This window comes from Sphingomonas sp., from assembly GCF_035555815.1.
GTDB lineage: Bacteria > Pseudomonadota > Alphaproteobacteria > Sphingomonadales > Sphingomonadaceae > Sphingomonas.
In genome coordinates this window covers 1-9,187 of record NZ_DATMGG010000043.1, presented here as the reverse complement: position 1 = coordinate 9,187, position 9,187 = coordinate 1, and the positions used below count along the sequence as shown (strand labels likewise).

General features: G+C 70.5%; 11 protein-coding genes and 1 pseudogene. 2 read left to right on the top strand and 10 right to left on the bottom strand.

All coding sequences use genetic code 11. From position 1 onward, the window contains the following. The 8 genes and pseudogenes from VNR91_RS02385 to VNR91_RS02350 all read right to left on the bottom strand — a co-directional run. Positions 1-431, bottom strand: a pseudogene (locus VNR91_RS02385) (hypothetical protein); the annotation flags it as partial. Next, positions 428-1,177, bottom strand: coding sequence for a 16S rRNA (uracil(1498)-N(3))-methyltransferase (locus VNR91_RS02380; protein ID WP_325489192.1), 750 nt, complete (start codon positions 1,175-1,177; stop codon positions 428-430). The gene VNR91_RS02380 and the pseudogene VNR91_RS02385, both read right to left, overlap by 4 nt. After that, positions 1,174-1,770, bottom strand: a complete 597-nt coding sequence (gene ruvA / locus VNR91_RS02375) for a Holliday junction branch migration protein RuvA (RefSeq protein ID WP_325489191.1) — start codon at positions 1,768-1,770, stop codon at positions 1,174-1,176. Before ruvA ends, VNR91_RS02380 begins: the two co-directional genes overlap by 4 nt. 158 nt (positions 1,771-1,928) lie before the next feature. After that, on the bottom strand, positions 1,929-2,414 hold the full coding sequence (gene ruvC / locus VNR91_RS02370) for a crossover junction endodeoxyribonuclease RuvC (protein WP_325489190.1): 486 nt from the start codon (positions 2,412-2,414) through the stop codon (positions 1,929-1,931). A gap of 267 nt (positions 2,415-2,681) precedes the next feature. Then, positions 2,682-3,425, bottom strand: a complete 744-nt coding sequence (locus VNR91_RS02365; RefSeq protein WP_325489189.1) for a YebC/PmpR family DNA-binding transcriptional regulator — start codon at positions 3,423-3,425, stop codon at positions 2,682-2,684. Between the two features lie 28 nt (positions 3,426-3,453). Continuing rightward, a complete protein-coding gene (locus tag VNR91_RS02360) occupies positions 3,454-3,693 on the bottom strand; it encodes a DUF2312 domain-containing protein (RefSeq protein WP_325489188.1) in 240 nt (79 codons plus the stop codon). Between the two features lie 59 nt (positions 3,694-3,752). Beyond that, the gene (locus VNR91_RS02355) at positions 3,753-5,069 is read right to left on the bottom strand and encodes an amidohydrolase family protein (protein WP_325489187.1); all 1,317 of its coding nucleotides are present in this window, start codon (positions 5,067-5,069) and stop codon (positions 3,753-3,755) included. Between the two features lie 36 nt (positions 5,070-5,105). Continuing rightward, positions 5,106-5,465 carry a DUF1244 domain-containing protein gene (locus VNR91_RS02350; protein WP_325489186.1) on the bottom strand — a complete coding sequence of 120 codons (360 nt, stop codon included), beginning with the start codon at positions 5,463-5,465 and terminating at the stop codon, positions 5,106-5,108. A 72-nt stretch (positions 5,466-5,537) separates the two neighbouring features. On the opposite strand from VNR91_RS02350, the gene pyk reads away from it, so the two are divergent. Then, positions 5,538-7,001: a pyruvate kinase gene (gene pyk, locus VNR91_RS02345; RefSeq protein WP_325489185.1), complete on the top strand. Its 1,464-nt coding sequence runs from the start codon at positions 5,538-5,540 to the stop codon at positions 6,999-7,001. On the opposite strand, the gene VNR91_RS02340 is transcribed toward pyk, so the two are convergent. Continuing rightward, positions 6,983-7,612 (bottom strand): HAD family phosphatase, encoded by a 630-nt coding sequence (locus VNR91_RS02340; RefSeq protein ID WP_325489184.1) that lies wholly within the window; start codon positions 7,610-7,612, stop codon positions 6,983-6,985. The genes pyk and VNR91_RS02340 overlap by 19 nt on opposite strands. A 5-nt stretch (positions 7,613-7,617) precedes the next feature. Continuing rightward, positions 7,618-7,743 (bottom strand): type B 50S ribosomal protein L36, encoded by a 126-nt coding sequence (gene ykgO / locus VNR91_RS02335; RefSeq protein ID WP_055755695.1) that lies wholly within the window; start codon positions 7,741-7,743, stop codon positions 7,618-7,620. A 152-nt stretch (positions 7,744-7,895) separates the two neighbouring features. Between ykgO and VNR91_RS02330 the strand changes: the two genes are divergently transcribed. Next, the gene (locus VNR91_RS02330; RefSeq protein WP_325489183.1) at positions 7,896-8,930 is read left to right on the top strand and encodes a D-cysteine desulfhydrase family protein; all 1,035 of its coding nucleotides are present in this window, start codon (positions 7,896-7,898) and stop codon (positions 8,928-8,930) included. Positions 8,931-9,187 lie beyond the last annotated feature (257 nt).

The window sequence follows — 9,187 nt, the reverse complement described above, 5'->3', positions numbered from 1 at the left end:
CCGAGCGTCATCGTCACCCGCACCGGCTGGCGCGCGCTCAGTTCGATGTCGCGCCCCTCCGTGCCCATCTGCACCATCGCCGGCCGATTGCCGTCGAGCCGGACGTCGAAGAACTGCGGATCGCCCCCCTGCGGCATGTCGAGCACCACGCGGAGCCGCCCGCGCGGACCGGGCGCCTGTTCGACCAGATCGATTGCCGGCCGTGTCACCGGATCGCTGGTCAGCAGCACGCGCCCGTCGGCGATGCGCCACGCGCCATCGGCTTCCTCGTCCAGCCCGCCGAGCGACACCGCGTAGCGGAACCGTCCATCCTCACCCAGCGACAGGCGCGCGACCATCTCGCGCCGGCTGCCGTCATAGTCGCCGACCGGTGACGGATCGTCGGGCGCGCCGGCCAGCGCCAGCGCCAGCGCCACCAATGTCCCGATCATCGCCAGTCCCCTGCCGTTGCCATCCACAGCGACACCGCCGCCGCCGCCGCCGTATCGGCGCGCAGGATGCGCGGCCCCAGCCCGATGCCGATCGCGTCGGGCAGCGCGCGAATCGCATCGCGCTCATCATTGTCGAAGCCGCCCTCCGGCCCGATCAGGATCGCCGCCGGGCCGGCATGGGCGCGCATCGCCGCCGCCGCCGGCACCCCGCCGGTCTCATCGGCGAAGAACAGCGCGCGGCCGGCCGGCCAGTCGCGCAGCAACGCCGGCAGCTTGACCAGATCGGCCAGCGCGGGAACGGCGGTGCGGCCGCATTGCTCCGCCGCCTCCACCATATGCGCGCGCAGCCGATCGAGGTTGAGCCGGTCGACCACGGTGCGCCGGGTCACCACCGGCACCAGCCGCGCCACGCCCAGTTCGCACGCCTTTTCCGCCAGCCAGTCGATCCGCCCCTTCTTGAGCGGGGCGGCGCACAGCCACAGATCGGGGACGGTCTCGACCGCGCGAAGCTGTTCGCGCACCGCCAGCGTCAGATCGCGCCTGCCGACGCTTTCCGCCACCGCCAGCCATTCGCCCGACGCGCCGTCGAACAGCTTGACCGGATCGCCGGGCTTCGTCCGCATCACCGCGACCAGATAATGCGCCTGCGCGCCGTCGAGCCGCACCGCCGCCCCCGCGCCGAGCGGCGCGTCGACGAACAGGCGCGGGGTCGATTGCGGCGGCCAGGCGGGAGTGGCGCCGCTCACTTCGCCGCCTTGCGCAGCGCGAGCCGGACCAGCGCGTCGAGCGTGGCGCCCGGCCCCAGTTCCTCCTCCGCCGCCGCAACCGCCGCATTCGCCTCTGCCGGGCGGAAGCCGAGGTTGGCGAGCGCCGACAGCGCATCCGCCGTCGCGCTGCCGGCCGGGGCGGCCGGCGCCGCGCCAGTGCCGATCGCGACCCCGCCGACCTTGTCCTTCAGCTCGCGAACGATGCGTTCGGCAAGCTTCGGGCCGACGCCATTGGCGCGCGCGACGCTGGCCTTGTCCTGCGCCGCGATCGCGCGCGTCAGGTCGTCGGGGGCGAGCGCCGACAGGATCGCCAAGGCGACGCGCGCGCCGACCCCCTGCACGCCGGTCAACAGCCGGAACCAGTCTCGCTCGGTGGCGGTGGCGAAACCGACCAGCCGGATGAAGTCCTCCGCCACCAGCATTTCGGTGTGGAGCGTCACCGTGTCGCCTACCTCGCCGAGCGCCGACAGCGTGCGCGCCGACGCGCCGACCAGATAGCCGACGCCGCCGACGTCGATCACCGCATGATCGGCGGCGGTGCTGGCGAGGATGCCCTTGAGGTGCGCGATCATCGCGCCGATACCTGGTGGAAGGTCACAGGAAAGTCACGCCTGACGCACCCGTTCGGGCGCCGGCGATTCGACGATCGGCCATCATGTCACATCGTACGGGTCGCGCGCCGGGCATGGCGCGGGACATAAGCGGAACGGCGGCGTGTAGGAAAGGCAAATCAACGCAGCGTCCGCGCGGTCGCGGCGTGGTGGGCGTGGCAGATCGCCACCGCGAGCGCGTCGGCGGCATCCGGGCCGTCGATGCTGACACCGGGCAGCAGCCGCGCGACCATGGCGTGAACCTGCGTCTTGTCGGCGTTGCCGACCCCGACCACCGCTTTCTTGACCAGCCGCGCGGCATATTCGCCGACGTCGATCCCGGCACGCGCGGCGGCGCACACCACCACGCCGCGCGCCTGCCCCAGCTTGAGCGTCGATTGCGGATTGACGTTGACGAACACCTCCTCGACCGCCGCCGCCTGGGGGCCGCGATCGGCGATCAGCGCGGTCAGCATCGCATCGAGATGCGCCAGCCTGCGCGGCAGCGGCGCGGCGCTGTCGGTACGGAGCCGGCCGTTGGCGATGTGGCTGAGCCGGTTGCCGTCGGCGCGGATCAGCCCCCATCCGGTGGTGCCGAGACCCGGATCGAGACCGAGGATCAGCATAGCCCACCACCCGCCGCGCCAGTGGCCCCAAAAAACCGCGCAAGCCGGAAAGGACCACGGTCGCGGCGAGGCGAATCGACGGCCACGGGCGAGACAGCCCCGCGACTCCGCGCCTCCGCGCGAAGACGAAAAAGAGCGATTCGCGCGGAGGCGCGGAGGCGCGGAGGGGGCCTCATCGCGGTGATGGCTGTCGCCCCGGCGGCGTTTGGAGTGGCGGCGCGGCCGGTATGTTACGGTCTCGCTGGCGCGAGACGGGGCGCGGGGCCGTTATCCGAGCTTCTCCATCACCGCGTCGGAGACTTCGTAATTGCCCCAGACGGTCTGGACGTCGTCGTCGTCGTCGAGCACGTCGATCAGCTTGAACAATGTCGCGGCATCACCCTCGCCAACCTCGACCATCGTCTGCGGGCGCCAGGCGAGCTTGGCCGCCTCCGCTTCGCCCAGCACCGGCTCGAGCGCCTTGGCGACTTCGTGCAGGTCGCCCTGCGCGGTCCAGATCTCATGGCCGTCGTCGCTGGACGTGACGTCCTCCGCCCCGGCCTCGAGCGCCGCCTCGAACACCTTCTCCGCATCGCCGGCGGCGGCGGGATAGGTGATCAGCCCCATCCGGTCGAACGCATGGCTGACCGACCCGGACGCGCCGAGATTGCCGCCGTTCTTCGACACCGCGGTGCGCACATTGGTGGCGGTGCGATTGCGATTGTCGGTCAGCGCCTCGATGATCAGCGACACGCCGCCGGGGCCGAACCCCTCGTAGCGGATCTCCTCATAGGTCTCCGCGTCGCCCCGGCTCGCCTTGTCGATCGAGCGCTGGATATTGTCCTTGGGCATCGACTGCGCCTTGGCGGCGTTGATCGCCGCGCGCAGCCGCGGGTTCATGTCGGGATCGGGAAGACCCATCTTCGCCGCGACGGTGATTTCGCGGCTGAGCTTTGAGAACATGCCCGAGCGCTTCTTATCCTGCGCGCCCTTGCGGTGCATGATGTTCTTGAATTTGGAATGACCTGCCATGGATCGCCTCTAGATCAACCGTGGGGCCTCACGCCAGCCCGAGCGCGGCCTTGTAGGTTTCGAGCAGCGCCTCGGCCTCGTCGCGGTGATGCTTCTCCATCTTCCGCAGACGCACGATCGCGCGCATCGTCTTGGTATCGTAGCCGGTCGATTTGGCTTCGGCGTAGACGTCCTTGATGTCGTCCATCATGCCGCGCTTCTCTTCTTCCAGCCGCTCGATGCGCTCGATGAAGAGGCGCAACTGTTCGGCGGCGATGACGTCGCTCATTCCTGGTGTCTCCAAGCGTGTGGACCGGAGCCTGTAGGCGAGGTTCCGGCCCGGCTCAACTACCGACCGACGAAGCCGGTCGCTTCGCCGTTCGCCTTGTGCACCACGCCGTGGCGCATCACGAAGTCGGTCTTTTCCAGCAGCCGCACGTCGCCCAGCGGATCGCCGCGCACCGCGATGACGTCAGCCCATTTGCCCGGCTCGAGCGAGCCGATCTCGCCCTTGCGGTCGAGCGCGTCGGCGGCGTCGATGGTGGCGGAGCGGATCGCCTGCATCGGCGTCATCCCCAGATCGACCAGATAGGCGAATTCGGTCGCGTTCTCGCCATGGCGCGACACGCCGGTGTCGGTGCCGAAGGCGAATTTCACGCCAGCGGCAAAGGCGCGGCGGTGGCTTTCGTGGAGCGCCTTCACCGCCGCTTCCGCCTTGGGGATCACGCTGGCGGGCAAGGCGCCCGCCCGCGCGCTCGCCACCGCCGCGACCGGCGCGATCTCGGTCGGGACCAGCCAGGTGCCGTGGCGCTTGAACAGGGCGATGGTCGCGTCGTCGAGATAGCTGGCGTGCTCGATCGTGTCGGCGCCGGCCTCGATCGCCGCCGCCGTCCCTTCCGCCGCGTGGCTGTGCACCGCGACGCGGCGGCCAAAGCTGTGCGCGGTGTCGACGATCGCCTTCATCTCCTCCGGCGTCATCTGCCGGCCAAGCCCGCCGGCGACGTTCGACAGCACCCCGCCGGTCGCGGCGAACTTGATCACCAGCGCGCCCAGCCCGATCTGCGCGCGCACCGCGCGGCGGCAATCGTCGGGGCCGTCGCAGACGTTGATCTGGTGCGCGTGCACGGCATCGGCGAAATCCTCCGCCAGCCCGTTGCGGCCGTCGCCGTGCCCGCCGGTGACCGAGATCATCGTGCCGGCGTTGACGATCGTCGGCCCGGCAATGTCGCCGCGTTCGATCGCATCGCGCAGCGCGCGGATCCCGCGCGGATCGCCGCCGAGGTCGCGGATGGTGGTGAAGCCGGCGAGCAGGTTCCTGCGCCCCTTTGCCGCCGCGAGGATCAGCGCATCGCCATCGTCGCGGGTGGTCGCGTCGAGGCGCTGCCGGAGCGGATCGCCGTCGGCATAGACATGGACGTGCAGGTCGATCAGCCCCGGCATCACGAAGCGATCGCGCAGGTCGACCAGCGTCGCGCCGGCTTCGGGCGCGACCAGGCCGTCGCGCACTTCCGCGACCTTGCCGTCGCGGACGATGATCGTCGCGGGGCCGCGCGGCGCCTGTCCGGGACGGTCGAGCAGCCGCCCCGCCTGGATGTAGCTGACCTGCGACTGCGCCGCCGCCGGTAGGCCCGCACAGGCCAGCACCCCGGCCGCGGCGGCGATCATCAATCCCTTCATTCCGGTCCCCCCTGTCATGCGTCGTCAGTCGTTCGGCTGGGTCATCGACGGCGGGTCGCTGGCCGGAAAACTGTCATCGAGCGCGTCGTCCAGCGCGGCGTTGCGCGCAACACTCTGTTGCATCCGTGCCAGCTGTTCCGGCGTGGCCTCCCCCTGATACTTCGCCTTCCATTCATCGAAGGCCATGCCGTAGATGATCTCACGCGATCGCACCTTGTCGAAATGGCCCGCCTCGGCGATCCAGTCGGCCAGGCAGTTGCGGCAGAAGCCGGCGGTGGCCATCAGGTCGACATTCTGCGAGTCGCTGCGGCGGCGCAGATGGCGAACCAGCCGGCGGAACGCGGCAGCCGCCACGCGGTCGTCGAGGGCGTCGAGGTCATCCATCGCATGTCTCCACGGTTGATCACCCCGCAATAGGCGCTAGACCCCGGCGCGCAAGTCGAGAGGAACCCCGCCATGACCCGCACGATCTATCCGCGCTCGCGCAAGGTCCGGGTGCTGGCGACGCTCGGCCCGGCCAGCAGCACGCCGGAGATGATCGAGCGACTGTTCGTCGCCGGCGTCGACGCGTTCCGCATCAACATGAGCCACGGCGACCAGGCGTCGAAGGTGCCGGTGATCGCGGCGGTGCGCGGGCTGGAAAAGCGGCTGAGCCGGCCGATGACGATCCTCGCCGACCTGCAGGGGCCGAAGCTGCGCGTCGGCGGCTTCGCCGGGGGCCGGGTGGTGCTGGAAACCGGCCAGCGGTTCGTGCTCGACCGCTCCGGCGCGCCCGGCGACGCCACCCGCGTCGAGCTGCCGCACCGCGAGATCTTCGAGGCGATCGAGCCCGGCGCGCGGCTGCTGCTCGACGACGGCAAGCTGGCGCTGCGCGTGCTGGAGCATGACGAGGACCGGATCGTCACCCAGGTGCTGGTCGGCGGCGCGTTGTCCAATTCCAAGGGGCTGAACGTCCCCGACGTCGTGCTGCCGATGGCCGCGCTGACCGAGAAGGACCGCAGCGACATGGCGTTCGCGCTCGACCAGGGGGTCGACTGGATCGCGATGAGCTTTGTCCAGCGGCCCGAGGACGTGGCGGAAGGGCGCCGGCTGATCGAGGGCCGCGCGTCGCTGCTCGCCAAGATCGAGAAGCCGTCCGCCGTCGCCCGGCTGGACGAGATCATCGAGGGGTGCGACGGCGTGATGGTCGCGCGCGGCGACCTGGGCGTCGAGCTGCCGCCCGAAGCGGTGCCGCCGCTCCAGAAGCGCATCGTCGAGAGCGCACGGCGGCTGGGCCGCCCGGTGGTGGTGGCGACGCAGATGCTGGAATCGATGATCACCGCGCCGACGCCGACCCGCGCCGAGGTGTCCGACGTCGCCACCGCGGTCTATGACGGCGCCGACGCGATCATGCTGTCCGCCGAAAGCGCCGCCGGCGCGTGGCCGGTCGAATCGGTGGCGATGATGAATTCGATCGCCGATTCGGTCGAACGCGATCCGGGGCACGGCGACCGGGTGCACTTCACCATCACCAAGCCCGACCCGACCACCGCCGACGCGCTGGCCGAGGCGGCCAAATCGATCGCGCGCACCGTGTCGGCGGTCGCGATCATCTGTTTCACCACCTCCGGCTCGACCGCGCGGCGAATCGCGCGCGAGCGGCCGGCGGTGCCGATCATGGTGCTGACGCCCAAGCTCGACACCGCGCGGCGGCTGGGGCTGTTGTGGGGCGTCCACGCCGTCCACACCCGCGACGTCGCGTCGTTCGAGGAGATGGTCGCCAAGGCCAAGCGGACCGCGCTGCGCAACAACATCGCCAAGGCCGGCGACCGCGTGGTGGTGTGCGCCGGGGTGCCGTTCGGGACGCCGGGTAGCACCAACGTGCTCCACGTCGTCCGCATCATCGGCGACGAGCTGAAGCGTTATTCGACCGAAAGCTGAGGCAGCAGACCGAATCGGGCGAGATCGGCGCGGAACGCGTCGACATCGGTGAACAGCACGCCGTGGATGCCGAGCGCATCGGCCGCGTCGATGTTCGCCGCATTGTCGTCGACGAACACCGCCTCCCCCGGCGCCAGCCCGAATCGGTCGAGCGCGAGGCGGTAGATCGCGGGATCGGGCTTCACCAGCCGCTCGTCACCCGACACGACGATGTCGCGGAAACGGTCGAACACATCCGGCCAGCGGGCGCGGGCCTGCGGAAAGAATTCGCCCGAGAAATTGGTGATCGCGAACAGCGGCACGCCCGATCGGTCGAGGTCGCGCAGCAGATCGGCCATGCCGGCGACCGGGCGGTCCATCGATTCGGTGAAGCGCGGCCCCCAGGCGGCGATCAGATCGGCATGTTCGGGAAAGCGCGCGATCAGCTCCGCCGACGTCTCCGCGAACGGGCGGCCGGCGTCGTGCTGGAAATGCCAGTCGTGGGTGACGACGTCGCGCAGAAACGCATCGAGCGCCCGATCGTCCTCGATCAGGCGCTCGTACAAGAACCGCGGATGCCAGTGGAACAGCACGTTGCCGACATCGAAGATGACGGCCGACGGCTGCGCCACGGGATTCAGCCCTGGCGGGCCTTGAACCGGCGGTTGGTCTTGTTGATGACGTAGATGCGCCCACGGCGACGGATCACGCGGTTGTCGCGATGCCGATCCTTGAGCGACTTCAATGAATTCACGATCTTCATGGATCGAGTCCCGTAGCTTTGCGATGGTGAGAAATTCGAGGCGCCCGCCTAACGGCGCGGGGGGGGCGAGTCAAGGCGCGGCAGGTGTTGTGCCGCCGGGACGCAAGGCGCATGGCGTGTCCCCCTGCTCCAGTGTCACGGACCCCACGCCCATGGACCTCGCCGCCGCGCTTGCCAACCATCCCCGCTTTCCGCTGCTCGACGGGCCGACCCCGATCCAGCGGCTGACGCGGATCGAACAGGCATTGGGCGACGCCGCGCAGGGCATCGCGCTCTATGCCAAGCGCGACGACGCGCCGCTGGTCGGCGGCGGCGGCAACAAGCTGCGCAAGCTGGAATATCTGCTGGGCGCGGCGATCGCCGACGGGGCGGACACGTTCGTCACCGTCGGTGCGCGCCAGTCCAACCACGCGCGGCTGAGCGCGGCGGCGGCGGCGCGGGCCGGCCTGACGTGCGAACTGGTGCTGACCCGCAGCGTGCCGCGCGAGGATGTCGATTATACCGACAGCGGCAACATCCTGCTCGACGACCTGTTCGGCGCGACGATCCACGACCTGCCCGGATCGGTCGATTCGCTGGCCTATGCCGAGGCGCGCGCGGAGACGCTGCGGCGCGCGGGGCGCAAGGTCCATGTCGCGCCGTCGGGCGGATCGTCGCCGCTCGGCTGCCTGGGCTATGCCGCCTGCGCCGGGGAGATCGTCGCGCAATCGGCGGCGATGGGGATCGATTTCAGCCACGTCATCGTCCCCAACGGCAGCGCCGGCACCCACGCCGGGCTGGCGGCGGGCTATGCCGCGCTGGGGCGGTCGCCGGCGGTGGTGACATCGTTCGCGGTGCTGGCGGAGGAATCGCGCAGCCACCAGGAGACGGTGGCGAAGGCATCGGCGACGCTGGCGCTGATCGATCCGGCGGCGGCGGCGATCGACCCCGCCGACATCGACGTCAACGGCAGCGAACGCGGCCCCGGCTATGGCATCCCGACCTTTGCGATGATCGAGGCGGTGCGGATGATGGCGCGGTGCGAGGGGCTGCTGCTCGACCCGGTCTATTCGGGCAAGGCGTTCGCCGGGCTGATCGCGGGCATCCGCGCCGGGGATTTCGCGCCGGGATCGACGATCCTCTATGTGATGACCGGCGGCACGCCGGGGCTGTTCGCCTATCGCGGCGCGCTGCGCGCCGGCGCGTGAGCGCGCACGATCGATCCCCGTGACCGCACGCCAGGCATTCGCCCGCGACGGAATCGCTTGAGGGAAGCGCGGCGGCGGCGTACCGCTGAGCGGGCGACGCGGCGATACACCGCCGCGCCCGCGTGGTTGGAGTTCGGCGCGCTATGGTGACGATGCTGGCGATGGCCGCGCTGATCGCGGCGCAGGCGGCAAGCCCCGTCCCGGCGGCGCCCCCCGCGTCCGCGCCAGCCCCGGCGCCCACGATCGCGCCGGGGACG

Bases quoted from the DNA above. Each gene is read 5' to 3' on its own strand.
- ruvA (WP_325489191.1), bottom strand. From the start codon at position 1,770: ATGATCGCGCACCTCAAGGGCATCCTCGCCAGCACCGCCGCCGATCAT.
- ruvC (WP_325489190.1), bottom strand. From the start codon at position 2,414: ATGCTGATCCTCGGTCTCGATCCGGGTCTCGGCACCACCGGATGGGGG.
- VNR91_RS02365 (WP_325489189.1), bottom strand. From the start codon at position 3,425: ATGGCAGGTCATTCCAAATTCAAGAACATCATGCACCGCAAGGGCGCG.
- VNR91_RS02360 (WP_325489188.1), bottom strand. From the start codon at position 3,693: ATGAGCGACGTCATCGCCGCCGAACAGTTGCGCCTCTTCATCGAGCGC.
- VNR91_RS02355 (WP_325489187.1), bottom strand. From the start codon at position 5,069: ATGATCGCCGCCGCGGCCGGGGTGCTGGCCTGTGCGGGCCTACCGGCG.
- VNR91_RS02350 (WP_325489186.1), bottom strand. From the start codon at position 5,465: ATGGATGACCTCGACGCCCTCGACGACCGCGTGGCGGCTGCCGCGTTC.
- pyk (WP_325489185.1), top strand. From the start codon at position 5,538: ATGACCCGCACGATCTATCCGCGCTCGCGCAAGGTCCGGGTGCTGGCG.
- ykgO (WP_055755695.1), bottom strand. From the start codon at position 7,743: ATGAAGATCGTGAATTCATTGAAGTCGCTCAAGGATCGGCATCGCGAC.
- VNR91_RS02330 (WP_325489183.1), top strand. From the start codon at position 7,896: ATGGACCTCGCCGCCGCGCTTGCCAACCATCCCCGCTTTCCGCTGCTC.